This window comes from Arthrobacter sp. Leaf141 (genome assembly GCF_001424565.1).
In the GTDB taxonomy this organism is placed as follows: Bacteria; Actinomycetota; Actinomycetes; order Actinomycetales; family Micrococcaceae; genus Arthrobacter.
In genome coordinates this window covers 255-18,756 of record NZ_LMOL01000012.1, presented here as the reverse complement: position 1 = coordinate 18,756, position 18,502 = coordinate 255, and the positions used below count along the sequence as shown (strand labels likewise).

Below are 18,502 nucleotides of genomic sequence, written 5' to 3'. Positions count from 1 at the left end.
CATGTCCAACCCCGTGGACGCAGCGGAAACCCAGGCAGCCGCTGCGCCTGTCAGGGCCGTCCGGAAAACCGCCAAGGCCGCCAAAACGCCGGTCCGGTCAAAAGCGCCCACGTTGCGCTTTGAGCGCACCTTCAAGGCTGAGGGCGTACGCTACCTGGCCGGCGTGGACGAAGTTGGCCGCGGCGCACTGGCCGGACCTGTGAGCGTTGGCATCGCCGTTGTCGACCTGGCGAAGCAAAAGCCACTGGCCGGTGTCCGGGACAGCAAACTGCTCAGCGTCAGTGAGAGGGAGCGGCTGGAGCCCCTGGTCCGCCGCTGGAGCGTGGCCTGCGCGGTGGGCCACGCCACGGCTGCAGAGATCGACGCTGTGGGGATCATCGCGGCCCTGCGGCTGGCAGGCACCCGGGCCTGGAACAGCGTGCTGGCCGGTGGCATCGTTCCGGACCTGGTGCTGCTCGACGGGAACCACAACTGGCTCTCGGCCCCCGCCCAGGAGTCCCTCTTCGATGGCCCCGTCCTGGCGGCAGCCTGTGAAGCGCCGGTCCGCACCCGGATCAAAGCCGATATGCAGTGCCTCAGTGTCGCGGCAGCCAGCGTCATCGCCAAAGTTGAGCGGGACCAGGCCATGCGCACCCTCCACGCCGGCTATCCGGACTACGGCTGGGACGTCAACAAAGGCTACGCCACGTCCCTGCACCGCGACGCGATCAGGGCTGCCGGGCCGTCGCCGCACCACCGCGTCAGCTGGCGGCTTCTGGGCGGTGAACTACAGGACGCGGGGCAGTTACCGGCCGGAGAAGCCGCGGACGGCCTTGGAGGGGATTACTGACGCGGCAGTGCCACGGCGCTGACGGCGCCGGTCATGGTGCAAGATGGATGCATGAGTGCTGAGGATCTTGAAAACTATGAGACTGACATGGAGCTGCAGCTCTACCGTGAATACCGCGATGTTGTCAGCCTGTTCAGCTACGTTGTCGAGACCGAACGGCGTTTTTACCTTGCCAACCACGTGGACCTGCAGGCGCGGAGCGCAGACGGGGAAGTCTACTTCGACCTGACGCTGCAGGACGCCTGGGTCTGGGACGTGTACAGGTCGGCGCGCTTTGTGAAAAGCGTCAGGGTTCTCACCTTCAAGGACGTCAATGTCGAGGAACTTCCCCGCAACGAGGAACTGGCGCTGCCCAAGGATGTTGACCTGGGGAACTAGCAGGGCCTTGCCCCTCTCTTTTCCTCCACAGCTGCTGTCCCGGCCCCCTTTGTCCACATACCTGATCCCTGTGGTTCCGGCCACCGTGGCCTGGCTGCAGGCTGGTCGCGGAGGTGGTCATGAAATCCAAGGACCTTTTGGGCCGGCACGGCGAGGATCTCGCGGCGGGGTATCTCGAGTCGCTGGGCATGCTGGTGGTGGAGCGCAACTGGCGCTGTTCCGAGGGCGAAATCGACATTGTGGCCCTGGACGGGGACGCGTTGGTCATCGCCGAGGTGAAGACGCGGCGTTCCCTCGATTACGGGCACCCGTTTGAGGCGGTAGGGCAGGAGAAACTTTCCCGGCTCCACCGGCTGGGCTCGGCCTGGTGCCGCGCGCGGGAACTGCGGATGCCGCTGCGCCGGGTGGACGTGATCGCCGTGGTGGACGACGGCGGCGGCGAACCTGTGCTCGAACACCTCAAGGGGGTGGGGTGAGTGGCTTTGGGCCGCACGTACTCCATCGCCCTGGTGGGACTGAACGGTTACCTGGTGGAGGTGGAGGCCGACATAGGCCAGACGCTGCCCGCATTCGTTATCTTGGGCCTGCCCGACGCCTCGTTGAACGAAGCCAAGGAGAGGATCCGGTCCGCAGCCAAAAACTCCGGCATCCCCTTGAGCCGCAGGAAAATTACCGCGAACCTGATTCCGGCGTCACTGCCTAAACGCGGATCCGGCTTCGACCTTGCTGTCACCATCGCCGTACTGCGGGCTGCCAACGACATCCGGCCCACCGGCCGGACGGTGTTCATCGCCGAGCTGGGGCTGGACGGCCGGCTCCGGCCGGTCCGGGGCATCCTGCCGGCCGTTATGGCGTCCGTGCAGGCCGGTTTTCCGGACATCGTGGTGGCCCAGGCCAACTTCGCTGAAGCCGCCCTGGTTCCCGGCGCCAAAGTCCGGGGGTACCGTACGCTCGCCCGGCTGGCGCTGGACTGCGGTGCCGATCCGCAGGACCTTGCACTGGACTTTGAACCCGAGGACCCGGAAGAAGCAGGGGCCGCAGGCGCTGACCCTGGCCCGGGTCCTGACATGGCGGACGTGTCCGGCCAGGCGGAAGCCAGGCGTGCCCTGGAAGTCGCGGCCGCGGGCGCCCACCACCTGCTTCTGACGGGACCTCCGGGCGCGGGGAAAACCATGCTTGCAGAACGGCTTCCCGGGCTGCTGCCGGACCTCGCGGACCAGGAAGCCATGGAGGTGACGGCCATCCACTCGCTCTGCGGGTTGCCCTCAGCGGCGGTTCAGCTGCTGCGGCGGCCGCCGTTTGAGAATCCCCATCATTCGGCTACTGCGGCCGCCATCATCGGTGGCGGCTCCGGCCTGCCGCGGCCCGGTGCTGCATCCCGGGCCCACCGTGGTGTGTTGTTCCTGGACGAGGCACCGGAATACGAAAGCCGGGTGCTTGATGCCCTTCGCCAACCGTTGGAAAGCGGCGAACTGGTGATCCACCGGTCGGCGGGGACAGCCGCCTACCCGGCGCGGTTCCAGCTGGTCCTGGCCGCCAACCCCTGCCCCTGCGGCAAAGCCTCCGGCAAGGGCCTCGAGTGCACGTGCACCCCGATGGCCCGGCGGCGGTACCTTTCCCGGCTCTCCGGGCCGCTGCTGGACCGGGTAGACATCCAACTGCAGGTGGAGCGCGTGTCGCTCGCCGAGTTCGGCCAGGCCGGGGCGGAGGAAAACACCGCAGCCATCGCACAGCGCGTAGGTTCCGCCCGGGCCCGTCAGACGGGGCGGCTGGGCAGGTTTGGATTGGACACCAATTCGCAGGTTCCCGGGCGGATCCTGCGTGGCGAGCTGAAGCTGGCACCGGCGTCAACCAGAATCCTGGACCGCTCCCTCGAACGCGGAATCCTCACGGCACGCGGCTATGACCGGGTGCTTCGACTGGCGTGGACGCTTGCGGACCTGGGCCTGCGTGACACCCCGGACGATAACGACATCGGCCAGGCACTGAGCCTGCGCCAGGCATCGGCGGTGGCGGCATGATCGGCGGCGGGTTCGGCGGGGAGCGGATTGCCAGGGCAGCGTTATCCCGGCTGATGGAGCCGCAGGACGCGGCCGGGCTCGCGCTGGTGCAGGTGGCGGGCGCAGTGGACGGCCTGCGGATCGCCACCGGCCAGCTGGCTGCCGGTCCCGAACTGGAGCGGGAAATGACGGGACTGCTTGCCGCCGGCGGTTCGGGCCCGGGTTGGTCGGGGCTGGGTGCCGCCCTGAAGCGCTGGCTGCCGCGCAGTCCGGAGCTGGCGCCGGAACGGGATCTGGCCACCATGGCACGGTTGGGCGGGCGGATGATTATCCCCTCGGACCCGCTGTGGCCGGTCCAATTGGCCGATCTGGGACTTCAGGAGCCGCTCTGCCTGTGGTGGCGGGGCACTGAGCAACCCCTCCCGGCGGCGGCGCGGTGCATTGCCATGGTGGGTTCGCGGGACAGTACCAGCTACGGCGCCACGGTGACGGGGGACCTGGCCTACTCCCTGGCGCAGCGTGGGTACACGGTGGTGTCCGGCGGAGCGTACGGCATTGATGCCCATGCCCACCGGGCAGCGCTGGCCGGCGGCGCCGGGCCGTTGCCCACCATCGCCGTTATGGCCGGTGGCGTGGACAGGTTCTATCCGTCCGGAAATGAGGATCTCCTGCGGGCTGTGTGCAACCAGGGGGCGGTGCTTGCCGAGGTCCCGCCTGGCTCTGCGCCCACGCGCTACCGGTTCCTCCAAAGGAACCGGCTCATCGCGGCCCTTGCCGCCGTAACCGTGGTCGTGGAGGCACGCTGGCGCTCCGGCGCGTTGAACACAGCCCACCACGCGGAAATGCTGGGCCGGTCGGTGGGTGCCGTGCCGGGATCGGTGCACAGCGCCAATTCCGCCGGCTGCCACCGGCTGCTGCGGGATGGTGGTGCCGTGTGTGTCACCGACGCGGCTGAAGTCGCGGAGCTGGCTTCCGCCAGCGGTGACGGCTTGGCGGAGGACTTCCGCCAGGGCGCCGTCCAGGTGCAGGACGGACTGACCCTCGAGGACCTGATTCTGCTCGATGCCCTGCCGCTGCGTTCCACCACATCCATTGAGAAGCTTGGTGTGGTGGCCGGCCTGGGGCAGGAGTCCGTCCGGGCAGGCCTTGGACGGCTGGGTTTGTTGGGACTGGCCGTTTCGGAGCGTGGCGGGTGGAAACGGGGCAAAGCAGATGCCTGACAGGGGGCGCCGGCGGTCCGGTGCAGGACAGCTGGCGCCCCGGGGCTTTAGGGCGTTGTTTCCTGCAGCTGCGGGTATACAACGTCGATCGGAGCGCTGAGCCCCGCTTTGAGCTGCACGGAGGTCTGGTCTGCCAGGACCTCATGGGCGCCTGCCTCGAGGCCGTCCAGGACGGAGCGGACAACCTCAGCGGGGTCGGCCTTGGCATCGCCGGTGTGGGCCGCCATGGCCGTGTCCACGTAGCCGACATGGACACCAACCACCTGGACCCCGGCAGGAGCGAGTTCAAGTCGGAGTGAATTTGTGGCTGACCACAGCGCAGCTTTGGTGGCACTGTAGATGCCCGCGACGGCGTACCAGCTCAAAGCGGAGTGGATGTCGATGATGGCTGCGTTGTGGTTGGCCCTGAGGGCTGGTGCGAAGGCCCGCGCCAGAAAGAGCGGACCCAGGAAGTTGGTCTCCACGTTGCGGCGGATTTCCTCGTCAGTGTGCATCAGGATGCCCGGGGTGGACACGGCAGCACCGGCGTTGTTGATCAGCACGGTCACGTCCGGCGCAGCGGCGGCTGCAGCCGCGATGGATTCGGAATCTGTGACGTCAAGAGTCAGCGGGACAACCCTGGGGTCATCCCATGACCGGGGCGTACGGGCACTGGCATACACTTTTGCGGCGCCGCGCGCCAAAGCCTGGTGGACGAAGTGCGTGCCGAGGCCGCCGTTGGCGCCGGTGACGAGGACGATTGCTCCGTTGAGTGAAGTCATTGTTGGTGCTCTTTTCTGGTGAAGATCATGCTTGTGGGTGGGTGGCAGCGCTGGACGCCGCCTGCGATGGAAAGTTGGCCGGGGTCAGGCGCTGGCAAGCGTTGGGTAGTCTGTGTAGCCTGCGGCGCCGCCTGCGTACAGCGTGGCTGGATCCAGCTCGTTCAGGGCGCTGCCGGTCCTGAGCCGTTCCACGACGTCCGGGTTGGCCAGGGCGAAGCGGCCCAAGGGAGCAATGTCGGCCAGCCCGGCGTCGATCTCGTCTGCAATCTGCTCCTTGGTGCGTCCGTATCGGAGTACCAGGACGGCTGTGGGCCAGAGGTCGCGGAAGGAGCGCAGGAGCTCGTCGTCACCGAGGTGGTGGACGTGCAGGTAAGCGAGCTTCAGCGTGGCAAGCTGGCCCACCAGGTGGGTGTACTGCCGGCGGACGCTTTCGGTATCACCTTCGTCGATTCCGCCCAACGGGAAGGCGGGGGAGATGCGGATGCCCGTGCGGTCGGCACCGATTTCCCCGGCAACTGCCCTGGCCACTTCCACAACAAAACGGGACCTGTTCGCTACCGAACCGCCGTAGCCGTCGGTACGGGTGTTGGCGTTGGGGGACAGGAACTGGTGGAGGAGGTAACCGTTGGCGCCGTGGATCTCCACTCCGTCGGCTCCCGCTTCAATCGCCGCCGCGGCCGCCGTCCGGAAGTCAGCGATGGCTTGCTGGATTCCTTCGGAGTCGAGTTCCAGGGGAACCGGTGTCTTCTGCGGACCGGTTGGAGTGAACATATCCTGTTCGGCGGAGATGGCCGACGGCGCTACCGGCTGTCGGTGGTGGGGAGTGTTGTCCGGGTGGGACATGCGCCCAACGTGCATCAGTTGAATGAACAGATGCCCACCGCGTGCATGGACTGCTTCGGCGACCTCCCGCCAGCCCTGGATCTGCTCTGCCGTGTAGATCCCGGGTGTGTTCAGGTAGCCCTGCCCATCAGCGGACGGCTGCGCACCTTCGGTGATGAGTAACCCGAGTGACGCGCGCTGTCCGTAATATTCGGCCATCAGTGGTCCGGGGGTGCCATCGGCATTTGCGCGGTTCCGGGTCATTGGTGCCATGGCCAGGCGGTGGGGAAGCTCAAGACGGCCTAGAGTGGTCGGCTGCCAGAGGGAAGCTGAAATCATGGGTGGGTGATCCTTCGCACTATTTGTGAGGGGTTTGAACGAGGCCGGTCAACGGCTCGTGGAGATCGGCCGTGGGAGAATGGTTCGGAGATACCGGCATCCCGATGCGTTGACTATACTCATAACTGAGTATGGTCATTAATTATTCCAGAAAGAAAACAACCCATGGGCACCGCAGAGCAGCCGCCAGGACGACGCGAACGGAACAAGCAGGAGAAGCTGGACCGCATCAAGGCTGCGGCAGACCAGCTGTTCGCTGAATTCGGTGTGGACGATGTCACCACGCAGCAGATCGCCGAGAAAGCTGACATCGGCGCGGGAACTTTGTTCCTGTATGCCAAAAGCAAGGGCGAGCTTTTGCTCATGGTGCAAAACGCCACCTACGCCGAGGCGCTCGCAGCGGGCAAAGCGAAAGCGGCGGCCATCAATGACCCCACCGACGCCGTGCTGGCAATTGTCCGGCCGATCGTCGAATGCAACCGGAAGCAGGTGGACAACGGACGGACCTATCTTCGCGAAATGGCGTTCGGCGACCCGCAGGAACCCCGCCATGGGGAGGCGCTTGCGATCGTCGGCGAGACCGAGGAGGCCATGGCCGGTCTCCTGTCGGACCGCGGGAACTTCAATGCTGCCGAGGCTGCGACGCTGGCCAGGGTGATCTCGGCAGTGATGTTCCTCAGCATGGCGGTCAGCCTCAACGCGGCTGCGGATGCCGACCAGGTGTTCCAGGACATCAAGGGCCAAGTTGAAGTGCTGCTGACCCGCTGACCGCTGCCGCGCCGACCCGGTTACCGGTTGCTGGACGATACTCTCATTCCGGTGCGGTCAGTATCTGGCCACCCGGACGTAAGTCAGCGTTTTTGCAACGTCGTAGGCGTGGATCGCTGATGCGGCTGGTGTCAGCAGGCTGCTGACACCGCCGGCACCGCCTCCCGTGCAGAAGCTGTCCCGGTCATCGGCCCCGGCAAGCTCCGTAAGGCCAGTCACGCCGCGTACCAGCGGGACGTGTTCGGGGCAGCCGCATACAGGAGGGCGCGGCGGGAAAACGTTGACTTCGTCCTGGTACGCCAGTGCTGTTTGCTTGCGGTCCAGCAGTGGCGACAGGAGGGAGGTGAAGGTTACTTCCGCAAGGCCATCAATCTTCCGCCCATCCCATCCTGGCGGGGCTTGTCGCTGCGCATCCATAAGAGAATGGAGCTGGTGAAGTGCTTGCTGACGGCGGTGCGCGGATTGTCATCCATTGTGGAGCCTGCCGTCGCCGGACAGTTGGGTCAGGATGCCAGGAAACGGGTGGCCAACGGCGCAAATTCCTCGTGGAACTGGAAGATTCCGCCGTGGCCTGAGTCGAAGTAGATCACCAGTTCGCTGCCCGTGATTCGCTGGTGCAGATCATTCGAGAGGATTGAGGGCACCATTCTGTCGTTGTCGCCGTTGGCGATCAGTGTAGGCAGGGTGAGTTGTGACAGGTCGGATGGAGCCGAGCGGCCAAAACGCTGGATGGCCCGCAACTGGGTCTGGAACGCCTTCAGGCTGATCTCGCTGTCCCGACCGGCGGCACGCTCCTGCAGCCGCTTGATGAAGGCTTTACCCGCCCGCTTTCCTGTGGCGTTGCGGTTGAAGAAGAGAAACTCTTTGGGGTCCGAGCGGGTGATCCCCGCGCGGACCAGGTCGAGGTACGTGGTGCGCAGGACCTTGTCCATGTCCTTGCCGCCCCGGGGGCCAGTGCCGGTCAGGATCAGCTTCCGGACCAGGTCCGGGTGCTTCACCACGAGGTCCTGCGCCACCATCCCGCCCATGGAAAACGAAAAGACGTCGATCCTGGTGTACCCGAGTGCCTTGATGAAGGTGAAGGCATCGTCGGCCATTTCCTCGATGGTTTGTGGAACCTGGCCGGTGGATGCTCCCACACCCTTGTTGTCGAAGGTAATGACGTGCCGGTGGCGGGCGATGGGATCCACGATCCGGGGATCCCAGTTATCCAGCGTCGCTGCCAGGTGGACAAAAAACACGACGGGAATGCCGCCCTTGGGCCCCAGTTCACGGTATGCGTAGGTGGCGCCGCCGGCGTCTACCGTGTGGGTGGGCGCCTGGGCGTAGGACGTGATAACCGGTTCGGCGCTGTTGTTGCTGCTCATGGCTGGTTCTCCTTTGAGGGTGACTGAATTCTAGGCCGGGTGCGGGTTCAATGCCCGATGGAAATAACCGCTTTGCCACGGAAGCCGCCCCTGGCCAGCGAAGCGAGGGCTTCCGGTGTCTGATCGAATGGCAGGACTTTTCCAACCACTGGCCGGATGGAACCGTTGTCAACAAGGTGTGCAAGCTTCTGCAGCTGGTCGCCGCTGGCCCGCATAAAGAGGAACTCGTACCTGACGCCGAGTTTTTTGGCCTGCCGGCGGACCTTTGAGCTGATGGCGCCGATTCCAAAGCGCAGCAGCGCATTGAGGCCGTTTGCCTCCGCGAAGCTGGGGTCCGGCGGGCCGGCAATGCCGATTGCCAGGCCACCCGGCTTGAGTACCCGCAGGGATTTGGCCAGGTTTTCCCCGCCCAGGCTGTCCAGGACCAGGTCGTAGTCCTTGACCAGCTGTTCAAAGTCTTCCGTTTTGTAGTCGATGACAATATCTGCGCCGAGGCTGCGGGCAAACCCGGTGTTGGGGCCGCTCACGGTGGTGGCGACGGTGGCACCAAGATGCTTCGCCAGTTGGATGGCGATGCTGCCCACTCCGCCGGCGCCCGCATGGATCAGGACTTTCTGGCCGGGGCGGACGTTTCCCCTCTCCACCAGCGCCTGCCATGCGGTCAGTGCCACCAGTGGCAGCGAAGCGGCTTCCACCAGGCTGACGGAGGTTGGACGCAGGGCTAGGTCGCGGTCAGCCACTGCAACCCGCTCTGCAAAACCACCCACCTGATTTTTTGCCGGGCGGGCGTACACCTCATCGCCCGGCGCGAACCCCACCACCTTGGCGCCGACACTAAGAACTGTGCCGGCAACATCGTGTCCCAGTGTTAGCGGGAAGGTGTACGGCAGGATCTGCTTAAACTCGCCTTCGCGGATCTTTTCGTCCAACTGGTTCAGGCCTGCCGCAGCGACCTGGATCAGGACATCATGGTCGCAGACGGTCGGTTCCGGCACGTCTGCCTCGTGCAGGGGCTGCTTGTACTTTTCGATGACGAACGCGCGCATTCAGATGTCTCCTTGGTTGGGGCTGGTGGTGTTCCGTGCGGCCGGGCTTCCGGTCTGGCGGTCCAGGAATTCGAGGGTCAGTTGTACTGTCCGGGCGTGGTTCTGGAAGGCTGCGCCGTGACCGGAGTCTGCGAACACCTCCAGTGCTGCTTCGGTGAAGTGGGCAGCCAGCGCGGCTGCGTTGGCGGGCGGAACCATCCGGTCACTGTCGCCATGGAGGATCAGCGCCGGAGTCGAGGACCGGGCCAAGGTTGACGCGGGCAAGGCACCCCAGCGCCGCACGGCGGCAAGTTGGGCAAGGAAGACCCCGGGTTTCACTGCCTCGTCGCGGTTCGTTGTGCGTTCGGCGAGGCGGCCCAGGTAGCTGGCAGCTGCGGTCCTGCCCGCGGCCGTCCGGGTGAAAAACAACAAGGTTTTGGGATCCTCGCGCGTTGCTGTGGCCTTAAGGGTGCCGCGGAGGGTGACGCCTGACATCCGGGTGAGGCCAGTGCCTCCGCGGGGACCCGAGCCCACCAGGACGAGCCGGTCCACCAACTTCGGTACGGACTCCGCCAGTTCCTGGGCCACCATGCCGCCCATGGACAAACCGAACACATCAACTTTGTTATGACCCAGGGCCCGGATGGCGGCCGCGGTATCTGCTGCCATCTCCTCGATGGTGGTCCGGACCCGTCCTGCGGATCCTCCGACACCGCGGTAGCCGAGGACAATGACACGGCGATGGGCTGCCAGTCCGTCCATGATCCGGGGGTCCGCGTTGTCCAGGTTGGCGCCAAGGTGGTTCAGGAAAACCAGCGGCACGCCGCCGGGGCGGCCGAACTCGCGGTACGCCAATGACCGGCCCGCAGCCATTACTTGCAGCGTTGGGACGCTCCTATGGTCGGGTTCCGCCTCGTGCGCCAATGTATCTCCTGATGATCTCGCCATTTCTGTTGTATCCGAGTAGACTCAATTATGAATACACTCATAAATCTTGTCAAGGAGGCGTCGTGAACGAAGCCCTGGGACGCAGGGGACGGCGCAAGGCGGACAAGCGGTTGCGGATCATGGCGGCTACGGCGGAGTTGTTCGCCGTGGCTGGTGTGCGCGGTGTAACCACGCAGCAGGTAGCCGACCGGGCGGGCCTGGCGATCGGAACGCTGTATCTCTATGCGTCCACCAAGGCCGAGTTGTTGATCATGGTCCAGAACGTCAAGTTTGAGCTTGCAATCCAGGAGGGGATCTCCGCAGCCCGGCTCGTCAGGGGGCGCGGTGCAGTCCCGGCCCTGGTGGCGCTTCTGGAACCCGTTGTGAAATGCATCCGGGAGCATCCGGAAAACGGCCGGAGCTATCAGCAGGAATTGGTTTTCGGTGACCCGCGCGAACCCTTCCGGCAGGAGGGGCTCCAGCTTTCCAGAAAGCTGGAGCTGGTGATGGCGGACATTCTGCGGAGCGATGGATCCCTCAAGCCTGCTGACGCCGATGTCCTGGCCCGGGTCGTCTCCGCCATCCTCCACCTGGGCACCACCGCTGCTGTCTACGCCGCCCGCACGGATGCAGAGGTCCTCGATGGGATCCGCTGCCAGATCCAGGTATCCCTGGGAAGTTCAGCCAACCAGTAGCCTGGCCCTAAGCGTGTCTGCCGGGCCTGGCCGGGCCTGGTTTGAGATGGTGGGGGAGTGGAGTGCACTGACCTGCCGCCGGGGCTCGGCGAACCCCTTGAGGCGTTTGCCGCCTACCTTTCCGGCGAACGTGCCGTGTCTCCCCATACCCGGCGGGCCTACCTTGGTGACCTGACCGGGTTGCTTGCCTACGCTGCGCAGGAGGGCGCCGCAAGCCTGGCCGACCTTGAGCTGGGCACCTTCCGCCGTTGGCTGGGGGCGCAGAACTCGGCTGGCGTAGCCCGCGCCACCCTGGCGCGCAGGTCCGCAAGCGCCCGGGTCTTCACATCCTGGGCTCTTCGGGAGGAGCGGATCCCCGCAGACCCGGCCCTGCGGCTGAAGGCGCCGAAGCGGGAGCGGTCCCTTCCCGGAGTCCTGCAGGCTTCCCAGCTGGACCGACTGCTGGCGGGCCTCGCCACGGCCGCGTCCGACGGCGGCCCGCTGGCGGTCCGGGACCGCGCCATCGTGGAACTCCTCTATGCCACCGGCGTCCGCGTGGGCGAGCTGGCCGGGCTGGACGTGGACGACCTGGATCCCGACCGCCGCACATTGCGGGTTATCGGCAAAGGCAACAAGGAGCGGACCGTCCCTTATGGGGTGCCCGCAGCGGTCGCCGTCGACGACTGGCTGCGGCGGGGCCGGCCGCTGGTCGCCACGGGCACCAGCGGGCCTGCGCTTTTCCTGGGGGCCCGGGGCGGCCGGGTGGACCAGCGCCAGGTGCGCACGCTCGTGAACCGGCTCTTCGAAGCCCTCGGCGACACCTCCGCCTCCGGACCACACGCCCTGCGCCATTCGGCCGCGACGCACCTGCTGGATGGCGGCGCGGACCTGCGTGCCGTCCAGGAGATACTTGGCCACAGCAGCCTGGCCACCACGCAGATCTACACCCATGTCTCCGTTGACCGGCTGCGGCAAAGCTACCAGCAGGCGCACCCCCGCGCTTAGCGGAAAGTGTGGGGAATCGCACTGGCGTTATTTTGCGGGGTACGGCACAATGAGAGTCACGTCCGGGAACTTTCAAGTGCAGCTTCAACCCTTCGGGTCTGGTGCTCAGGGCAAGTCCGGACTCATCTTTGAGAAATACAGCTTAATATCGGGGAGGAAGCACCACCGCAGAAGCGGGTCAGCAGTTCCGTCCAGGCAGAGGTCGTTGGGGAAGACGTACCTAGAGCCATGGAGGATGGAATGTCTGATTCAACAACCCGCGGTGTGCTGTTTATCCACTCTGCCCCTACCGCACTGTGCCCTCACGTCGAGTGGGCAGTGGGGTCTGTCGTGGACAAGCGGACGGACCTTGAGTGGACGCCGCAGCCGGCCGCGCCTGGAATGTTCCGCGCCGAGCTGTCCTGGACCGGCACACCCGGGACGGGTGCTACGCTCGCATCCTCGTTGCGCGGCTGGGCACACCTCCGGTATGAAGTCACCGAAGAACCCAGCCAGGGCGTAGACGGTGGCCGCTGGTCCCATACCCCCGAACTCGGCATCTTCCACGCCGTCACGGACGTGCACGGAAACATCATGGTCTCCGAGGACCGCATCCGCTACGCCTACGAATCTGGCGCCGGAGATCCCGCGGCGGTCTACCACGAACTGTCTCTTGCCTTGGGCGAGGCCTGGGACGAGGAGCTTGAGCCTTTCCGGCACGCGGCCGAAGGCGCCCCCGTCCGCTGGCTGCACCAGGTGGGCTGACCGCCGTCGGCCGTTCCAGCCGCGAATCTCCATAGCGAAAGGGAGGCCCCGCCAACGGCGGGGCCTCCCTTTTGTGCACCGGCCACCTGGGCCGGCGTACTACACGCTGCGGATCGCGACCACGGCGTTGTGGCCGCCGAAGCCGAAGGAGTTGCTCAGCGCCACGATGCTGCCGCCGGGCAGGGTCCGGGGGGAGGTGACCACGTCGAGCGGGATCTCCGGATCCTGGTTTTCCAGGTTGATGGTCAGCGGCGCCCTGCGCTCGTACACGGCGAGCACGGTGAGGACCGCTTCCACAGCGCCGGAAGCGCCCAGGAGGTGGCCCATCTGCGATTTGGTGGCGGAGACGGCCACGTTGTCCACGTGGGTGCCCAGCGCCGCGCGGAGCGCCGTGTACTCCGGCTTGTCGCCGACGGGGGTGGAGGTGGCGTGGGCGTTGACGTGCACCACGTCCTCGGCCTGGATCCGGCCATCGAACATGGCAGCCTTCAGGGCACGGGTTGCGCCGAGTCCCTGCGGGTCCGGTGCGGTGATGTGGTACGCGTCGGCGGTGACAGAGGTGCCGGCCAGTTCGCCGTAAATGCGGGCGCCGCGGGCCAGGGCGTGCTCTTCGGCCTCGAGGACCAGGGCGCCTGCGCCTTCGCCCATAACAAAGCCGTCGCGGCCGGTGTCGTAAGGACGGGAGGCGCCCTGCGGGTCGTCGTTGCGGCGGGACAGGGCCTGCATGGAGGCGAACGCGGCCAGCGGCATCGGGTGGATGGCGGCTTCGGCGCCGCCGCACATAACGACGTCGGCTTTGCCGGAGCGGATGAGTTCCAGGCCAAGGTGCAGTGCTTCGGTGCCGGAAGCGCAGGCGGACACGGGTGTGTGGGCGCCGGCGCGGGCACCCAGGTCGAGGCTGACGGCAGCGGCCACACCGTTGGGCATCAGCATGGGAACGGTCATGGGGAGGACGCGCCTGGGGCCCTTGGCCTTCAGCGTGTCCCATGCGTCCAGCAGGGTCCAGACGCCGCCGATGCCTGTTGCGAAGGCAACGGCCAGGCGGTCCTTGTCGAACTCCGTGATGCCGGAGTCAGCCCAGGCCTCGCGGGCGGCTATAACGCCGAACTGCGTGGAGGGGTCCATCCGCTTGGCTTCGACGCGGCTCAGCACGTCGAGGGCGGGGGTGCTGCAGCGGGCCGCAAAGTGGACGGGGAGCTCGTACTGGGCAACCCAGTCGTCCTCCAGGGTGCGGGCACCGGAGACCCCCTTGAGCGCGTTGTTCCACATCGTGGGTACGTCGCCGCCGATGGGCGTGGTGGCACCCAGACCGGTAATGACTACTTTGCGTGTCATGGGATCACTCTCTGTCGGTGGGAATCCGGCTTCGTTTCTCGAAGGGTCCCGCATGTTGATGTTCGGCGCTGTGCCGCGTGGCACGTGTGCCGGAAAAAGCGCGGGCTGCCGGTCCGGTGGTCCAGACCGGCAGCCCTGCCGCGCCGGTGGCCGGCGCAGTTGGTTGCTAGGCCTGTGCGCCTGCGATGAAGCTGACGGCGTCGCCGACGGTCTTGAGGTTCTTGACCTCTTCGTCGGGGATGCGGACGCCGAACTTCTCTTCAGCGTTGACCACGATGGTCATCATGGAGATGGAGTCGATGTCCAGGTCCTCGGTGAAGGACTTGTCCAGCTCCACGGCCTCGGGCGCAAGGCCGGTCTCTTCGTTGACGATTTCAGCCAGGCCGGCCAGGATCTCTTCGTTGCTAGCCATTGATGGCTCCTTTTCTGTATTACCGGCAGGGGATGCCGGAAATGGGTCAGGCCGCGGGTGCGGCCCGGTGGGCGTTTCTAAGGGAGGACAATTACCTGGGCGCCGAACACCAGGCCGGCACCGAAGCCGATCTGGAGGGCCAGCCCGCCACTCAGTGCCGGGTTCTCCTGCAGCAGGCGGTGGGTGGCCAGCGGGATGGATGCCGCGGAAGTGTTTCCCGCATCGGCAATGTCCCGTGCAACTGTAACCGTCTCCGGCAGCTTGAGCTTCTTCACCATCTCATCAATGATGCGCATGTTGGCCTGGTGCGGGATGAACGCCACCAGGTCTTCAGCTTCCACGCCGGCGGCTTCGAGGGCCTGCTGGGCCACCTTGGCCATTTCCCAGACCGCCCAGCGGAAGACCGTCTGGCCGTCCTGGCGGAGGGTGGGGTACAGCTCCTGTGCCTCTTCGAGGAGGGCCAGGTCGCCGGTTGAATCGGACTGCCGGGCCGCGATGCCGAGGTCGCGGACGTCCAGCATGGAGCGGGTCATGCCGATCGCGTCCCACTTGCTGCCGTCCGAGCCCCACACGGAAGGGGCGATGCCCGGCGTGTCGGAAGGCCCGATGACCACGGCGCCGGCGCCGTCGCCGAGAAGGAACGAGATGGTGCGCTCACGGTTGTCGATGACGTCGGAGAGCTTTTCAGCGCCGACCACCAGGACATACTTGGCGGCACCGGAGCGGACCAGGGCGTCGCCCTGGGCGATTCCGTAGCAGTACCCGGCGCAGGCCGCTGAGATGTCGAATGCCGGCGCGGGGGTTGCACCCAGCCTGTCCGCCAGGCTGGCGGCCGCCGACGGGGTGGCGTAAGGGTGGGTGACGGTGGAGACGATGACGGCGCCGAGTTCCGAAGCCTGGATGCCTGCCTTCTCCATGGCCTCGCGGGCAGCGCCCTCGGCCATGTCGATGACGCTGACGCCGGCCGCTGCCCGGTGCCGGGTGACAATGCCCGTCCGCTGGCGGATCCACTCGTCCGAGGAATCAATCCACTGGCAGACGTCATCGTTGGTGACAATGACATCCGGCCGGAAGGCGCCAAGGCCCAGGATCCGGGTGTGCTCGTGGATGGGAGCCTGTTTCAGCGTAGGAACGCTCATGCGTTTCCCTCCAGTTCTGCGAAGAGTGCCAGGGCGGCGGAAAGATCATCGGGGGTCTTGACAGCCACGGTCTTGACGCCGGGCATGCCACGCTTGGCGAGCCCGGCGAGGGTCCCGGCCGGAGCGAGTTCGATGACGCCGGTCACACCGCGCCCCACCAGGGTCTCCATGCACAGGTCCCAACGGACGGGACGGGAGACCTGGGCGATCAGGCTGGCCACTGCGGCGCCGCCGTCGGTGACCTCGCCGCCGTCGAAATTCGACAGCAGCGGCACCGTGGGTGCCTGCGGCTTAAGCTGCGGGGCCAGGGCCTCGAGGGCGGTCACGGCGGGGGACATGTGGCTGGTGTGGAATGCGCCGGCCACCTTGAGGGGGATAACCCGGGCCTTGGCCGGCGGGTTTTCCGCGAGGGCCTTCAGCTGGTCGAAGGTTCCGGCGGCAACTGTCTGGCCTGCGCCGTTGACGTTGGCCGGGGTTGCTCCGGAGGCTTCGATGGCTGCCAGGACTTCCGCGGGGTCCCCGCCCACCACGGCGCTCATGCCGGTAGGGGTGACTGCTGCTGCGGCGGCCATGCTGTTGGCCCGTTCCCGGACGAACGTCATGGCTTCGGTGTCGGTCAGCACGCCGGCGAGGGCTGCTGCGGTGATCTCACCCACGGAGTGGCCCGCAAGGATCACGGGCAGGGAGTTCAGGTCCACATCGAACAGCGATGCCGCCGTGACCAGGCCTGCGGCCACAATCAGGGGCTGCGCCACGGCGGTGTCCTTGATGGTTTCCTCATCAGAGGTGGTGCCGTGGGCCACGAGGTCCAGGCCCGCGATTTCGCTGAGGGCGGCCAACTGGCCCGCTACCGAGGGCAGCTCCAGCCAGGGGGCCAGGAAACCAGGGGTCTGTGAGCCCTGTCCAGGGCAGACTATTGCAAGCACGTATCCAGCTTTCCAAATTACTGCGTGGTTCAGCGGTGTTTGTCCGCACCAAGCTCATGGGGTCAGGTTGTAGGAAGTCTACAACGGCTCAGGCTTGATTGCGGGAGGGCTGGCGTTCCGTGGCGGCCTTTGGCGGGGCCGAAAGCCGTCCCACCACCAAGGCTGCCTGCAGCACAAAGGCCTCCCTGGGCAGCAGCGGATCCCAGCCTGTCACGTCGCAGACACGCTTGAGCCGGTACCGCACGGTGTTGGCGTGGACAAAAAGTTCCCGTGCTGTGGCTTCCAGCGAATGGCCAAGTTCCAGATAGGTTCCCAGTGTTTCGACAAGCCCGTTGGAGGCCGCCACCAGGGGCCGGTAAATGTTCTTCACCAGGGACCGGCGCGCGGCGTCGTCACCGGAGATCACCCGCTCGGGCAGCAGGTCATCGGCGGCCACCGGGCGCGGCGCGGACGGCCAGGCGCGTGCCGCCGTCAGGCCGGCGAACGCCGACTGGGCCGAGCTGCTGGCTTCCAGCAGGGACCCGGCTTCGGGGCCATACACAACCGGGCCGGGAGCGAACATCTCACTGAGTTTGATGTAGGCGGTTTCCCGGTCCTGCACTCCGCCCAGGATCAGGATCAGCCGGTCGCCCTGGATGCCCACCAGGGCATCCTCCGCGTAGCGACCCGCCATCCTGCGCAGTTCGCTGACGTAGCTGGCGCTGGGTTCCGACGGCGAGTTGCCCACCATCACGGTGAAGCGTTCCTGCGCTTTCCAGCCAAGGGCGGCGATCCGGGACCGCAGCGCATCCGTGTTTTCGCCCCGCAGGATGGCGTCCACAATCAGTGCCTCAAGCCGGGTATCCCAGGAACCACGGGACTCGGCCGCGCGGGCGTAGACGTCAGCGGCGGCGAACGCCACTTCCCTGGAGTATCGGAGCACAGCCTCGCGCAGCGACGGCTGGTCGGCTTCGGGGGCAATCACCGGGACCTGGTCCTCCACCACCTCCACCACGATCCGGATCAGCTGGAGAGCTTTCTGGAGGCTGATGGAGCGGGTGAGTTCCGTGGGTGCAGTGCCGAATACGTCGGTCAGGATCCAGGACGGCGAACTGGGCCGCTCGTACCAGGTAACAAACGCCGCGATGCCGTTCTGTGCCACCATCCCCAGCGCCGAGCGCTCATCGGAGCTCAGCCGGCTGTACCAGGGGAGCGATTTCTCCAGCTCGCGCATGGTGGTGGTGGACAGCTGGCCCACGTTGGCCCGCAGCTTTTTGAGCGTCTCGGACTTCTCCGGAGTGACTTTGGGCTGGGCCGGTTTGCGCTTCGCGGGCGGGGTGGCGGGTGCTGGCATCTTCCGAGCATACGGCCCGCGCCCCACAAGCTCCATTTGTGCAAAGGCTACAATCCGCCTTGGTGTGCGTCACAGCACCGGGCGCTGCGGAACGTACGACGGCGGCCCCCGCCTTTCGGAGGGAGCCGCCGTCGTCATCGGGTCAGGTCACAGACGCGTGATCAGGACTCGCCGCCCGCGCCGCCGGTGGTGCCGGCATTAACGTCAAGCAGTTTGTACTTATCGATCGCCTTGGCGGGTGCCTGGGCATCCACTTCGCCTCTGCGTGCCAGCATCTCCAGTGCGCGGACCACCACGGAGTGGGTGTCGTTTTTGAAGAAGCGGCGTGCTGCTGCGCGGGTGTCGGAGAAGCCGAAGCCGTCGGCGCCGAGGGAGGCGAATTCGTTGGGGACGAACTGCCGGATCTGGTCCGGGACTGCCTTCATGTAATCCGTGACCGCTACAACCGGGCCGGTGGCACCGGCCAGCTGCTGGGTAACGAAGGGCACCCGTGCGGGC

The 18,502-nt window shown here is 66.2% G+C and carries 21 protein-coding genes; 9 read left to right on the top strand and 12 right to left on the bottom strand.

Going from position 1 to position 18,502, the window contains the following annotated elements; translation table 11 throughout:
• The first annotated feature begins 1 nt into the window (after nt 1).
• From ASF72_RS10365 to dprA, 5 genes are all read left to right on the top strand, one after another.
• The gene (locus ASF72_RS10365; protein ID WP_082484213.1) at nt 2-829 is read left to right on the top strand and encodes a ribonuclease HII; all 828 of its coding nucleotides are present in this window, start codon (nt 2-4) and stop codon (nt 827-829) included.
• A 51-nt stretch (nt 830-880) separates the two neighbouring features.
• A complete protein-coding gene (locus ASF72_RS10360; protein ID WP_050687107.1) occupies nt 881-1,207 on the top strand; it encodes a DUF2469 domain-containing protein in 327 nt (108 codons plus the stop codon).
• 119 nt (nt 1,208-1,326) lie between these two features.
• On the top strand, nt 1,327-1,683 hold the full coding sequence (locus ASF72_RS10355; protein ID WP_050687108.1) for a YraN family protein: 357 nt from the start codon (nt 1,327-1,329) through the stop codon (nt 1,681-1,683).
• Nucleotides 1,684-3,228 carry a YifB family Mg chelatase-like AAA ATPase gene (locus ASF72_RS10350; protein ID WP_056598656.1) on the top strand — a complete coding sequence of 515 codons (1,545 nt, stop codon included), beginning with the start codon at nt 1,684-1,686 and terminating at the stop codon, nt 3,226-3,228.
• Nucleotides 3,225-4,427 (top strand): DNA-processing protein DprA, encoded by a 1,203-nt coding sequence (gene dprA / locus ASF72_RS10345; RefSeq protein WP_056598653.1) that lies wholly within the window; start codon nt 3,225-3,227, stop codon nt 4,425-4,427. The genes ASF72_RS10350 and dprA overlap by 4 nt, the downstream gene beginning before the upstream one ends.
• Before the next feature lie 47 nt (nt 4,428-4,474).
• On the opposite strand, the gene ASF72_RS10340 is transcribed toward dprA, so the two are convergent.
• Entirely contained in the window at nt 4,475-5,188 is a 714-nt protein-coding gene (locus tag ASF72_RS10340) for an SDR family oxidoreductase (RefSeq protein ID WP_056598650.1), read from the bottom strand.
• An 84-nt stretch (nt 5,189-5,272) separates the two neighbouring features.
• Entirely contained in the window at nt 5,273-6,349 is a 1,077-nt protein-coding gene (locus ASF72_RS10335) for an alkene reductase (protein WP_056598647.1), read from the bottom strand.
• A gap of 165 nt (nt 6,350-6,514) precedes the next feature.
• On the opposite strand from ASF72_RS10335, the gene ASF72_RS10330 reads away from it, so the two are divergent.
• Nucleotides 6,515-7,117 carry a TetR/AcrR family transcriptional regulator gene (locus ASF72_RS10330; protein ID WP_056598644.1) on the top strand — a complete coding sequence of 201 codons (603 nt, stop codon included), beginning with the start codon at nt 6,515-6,517 and terminating at the stop codon, nt 7,115-7,117.
• 57 nt (nt 7,118-7,174) lie between these two features.
• Here ASF72_RS10330 and ASF72_RS20790 read toward each other — a convergent pair whose 3' ends face one another.
• The 4 genes from ASF72_RS20790 to ASF72_RS10310 all read right to left on the bottom strand — a co-directional run bounded on the left by ASF72_RS20790 (nt 7,175) and on the right by ASF72_RS10310 (nt 10,382).
• Complete coding sequence (locus ASF72_RS20790; RefSeq protein WP_200933642.1) at nt 7,175-7,336, bottom strand: hypothetical protein; 162 nt, start codon at nt 7,334-7,336, stop codon at nt 7,175-7,177.
• Between the two features lie 284 nt (nt 7,337-7,620).
• Nucleotides 7,621-8,484 carry an alpha/beta fold hydrolase gene (locus ASF72_RS10320; protein ID WP_056598637.1) on the bottom strand — a complete coding sequence of 288 codons (864 nt, stop codon included), beginning with the start codon at nt 8,482-8,484 and terminating at the stop codon, nt 7,621-7,623.
• A 47-nt stretch (nt 8,485-8,531) separates the two neighbouring features.
• Complete coding sequence (locus ASF72_RS10315) at nt 8,532-9,530, bottom strand: NADP-dependent oxidoreductase (RefSeq protein WP_056598634.1); 999 nt, start codon at nt 9,528-9,530, stop codon at nt 8,532-8,534.
• Nucleotides 9,531-10,382: an alpha/beta fold hydrolase gene (locus ASF72_RS10310; RefSeq protein WP_056598631.1), complete on the bottom strand. Its 852-nt coding sequence runs from the start codon at nt 10,380-10,382 to the stop codon at nt 9,531-9,533.
• Between the two features lie 137 nt (nt 10,383-10,519).
• Between ASF72_RS10310 and ASF72_RS10305 the strand changes: the two genes are divergently transcribed.
• The 3 genes from ASF72_RS10305 to ASF72_RS10295 all read left to right on the top strand — a co-directional run bounded on the left by ASF72_RS10305 (nt 10,520) and on the right by ASF72_RS10295 (nt 12,859).
• On the top strand, nt 10,520-11,131 hold the full coding sequence (locus tag ASF72_RS10305) for a TetR/AcrR family transcriptional regulator (protein WP_056598626.1): 612 nt from the start codon (nt 10,520-10,522) through the stop codon (nt 11,129-11,131).
• Between the two features lie 57 nt (nt 11,132-11,188).
• Nucleotides 11,189-12,115: a tyrosine recombinase XerC gene (locus ASF72_RS10300; protein ID WP_050687136.1), complete on the top strand. Its 927-nt coding sequence runs from the start codon at nt 11,189-11,191 to the stop codon at nt 12,113-12,115.
• A gap of 240 nt (nt 12,116-12,355) precedes the next feature.
• Nucleotides 12,356-12,859 carry a DUF3145 domain-containing protein gene (locus tag ASF72_RS10295; protein ID WP_050687138.1) on the top strand — a complete coding sequence of 168 codons (504 nt, stop codon included), beginning with the start codon at nt 12,356-12,358 and terminating at the stop codon, nt 12,857-12,859.
• A 99-nt stretch (nt 12,860-12,958) separates the two neighbouring features.
• On the opposite strand, the gene ASF72_RS10290 is transcribed toward ASF72_RS10295, so the two are convergent.
• From ASF72_RS10290 to ASF72_RS10265, 6 genes are all read right to left on the bottom strand, one after another.
• Nucleotides 12,959-14,194 carry a beta-ketoacyl-[acyl-carrier-protein] synthase family protein gene (locus ASF72_RS10290; protein WP_050687141.1) on the bottom strand — a complete coding sequence of 412 codons (1,236 nt, stop codon included), beginning with the start codon at nt 14,192-14,194 and terminating at the stop codon, nt 12,959-12,961.
• A 166-nt stretch (nt 14,195-14,360) separates the two neighbouring features.
• Nucleotides 14,361-14,606 carry an acyl carrier protein gene (locus tag ASF72_RS10285; RefSeq protein WP_009359314.1) on the bottom strand — a complete coding sequence of 82 codons (246 nt, stop codon included), beginning with the start codon at nt 14,604-14,606 and terminating at the stop codon, nt 14,361-14,363.
• Between the two features lie 77 nt (nt 14,607-14,683).
• Entirely contained in the window at nt 14,684-15,745 is a 1,062-nt protein-coding gene (locus ASF72_RS10280; RefSeq protein ID WP_050687144.1) for a beta-ketoacyl-ACP synthase III, read from the bottom strand.
• A complete protein-coding gene (locus ASF72_RS10275; protein WP_200933641.1) occupies nt 15,742-16,671 on the bottom strand; it encodes an ACP S-malonyltransferase in 930 nt (309 codons plus the stop codon). Before ASF72_RS10275 ends, ASF72_RS10280 begins: the two co-directional genes overlap by 4 nt.
• A gap of 88 nt (nt 16,672-16,759) precedes the next feature.
• The gene (locus tag ASF72_RS10270) at nt 16,760-18,004 is read right to left on the bottom strand and encodes a PucR family transcriptional regulator (RefSeq protein WP_056598620.1); all 1,245 of its coding nucleotides are present in this window, start codon (nt 18,002-18,004) and stop codon (nt 16,760-16,762) included.
• 161 nt (nt 18,005-18,165) lie between these two features.
• Nucleotides 18,166-18,502: transketolase-like TK C-terminal-containing protein (locus ASF72_RS10265; RefSeq protein WP_442854161.1), on the bottom strand; the 337-nt coding region annotated here is incomplete at its 5' end.